General features: G+C 77.8%; 1 pseudogene. It reads right to left on the bottom strand.

Annotation, left to right across the window (positions count from 1 at the left end):
- Window positions 1-562: pseudogene (locus tag L0B03_RS18940) on the bottom strand (hypothetical protein); the annotation flags it as partial.

Raw genomic sequence — 562 nt, 5'->3', positions numbered from 1 at the left:
GCACGGTCGGGCGGGCGCCCTCACCGGGGCTGAAGGCGACCGGCTGGCCCGAGGGCTGCTGGGCGTGGGCCCCGGCCTCGGAGCCTCCCCACGCCGACTGGCGCACGGGGGCGACCGACGGCGCGGACGCCGGCTCGAAGGCCTGCGACGGGGCGAAGGCCACGGGGACCGGCGCAGGGGATGCGGCCGGGGCTCCGTAGGACGGGGCACCGCTGGACGAGGCACCGCTGGACGAGGCACCGTTCGAGACAGCACCGTCCGAGGCGGCAGCGTCCGAGGAGGCACTGTTCGAGGCAGCACCGTTGGAGGCAGCACCGTTGGAGGCAGCACCGCTGGACGTCTCCGGGACGCCCCGCTCGGCCTGGTCCTCGCGGCGGCGCCGACCGAACAGGCCACGACGCTTCTTGGGGCCGCGGATGTCCCGGCGGCTCGGGCCGTCGACCACTTCGGCGAAGGGGGCGGGGGGACCCGCGACCGGCGCACCCGTGGGGGCCGGCAGGGCGGACCACACCGGGATGGCGGCCGGCCCGGCAACGGGCTGCTCCTGGACCGGCGCCTGCTC

It is taken from the genome of Actinotalea sp. C106 (assembly GCF_023630195.1).
Lineage (GTDB): Bacteria > Actinomycetota > Actinomycetes > Actinomycetales > Cellulomonadaceae > Actinotalea.
The sequence above is the reverse complement of the archived record's forward strand: the minus strand, read 5'-3'. Positions and strand labels throughout refer to the sequence as shown.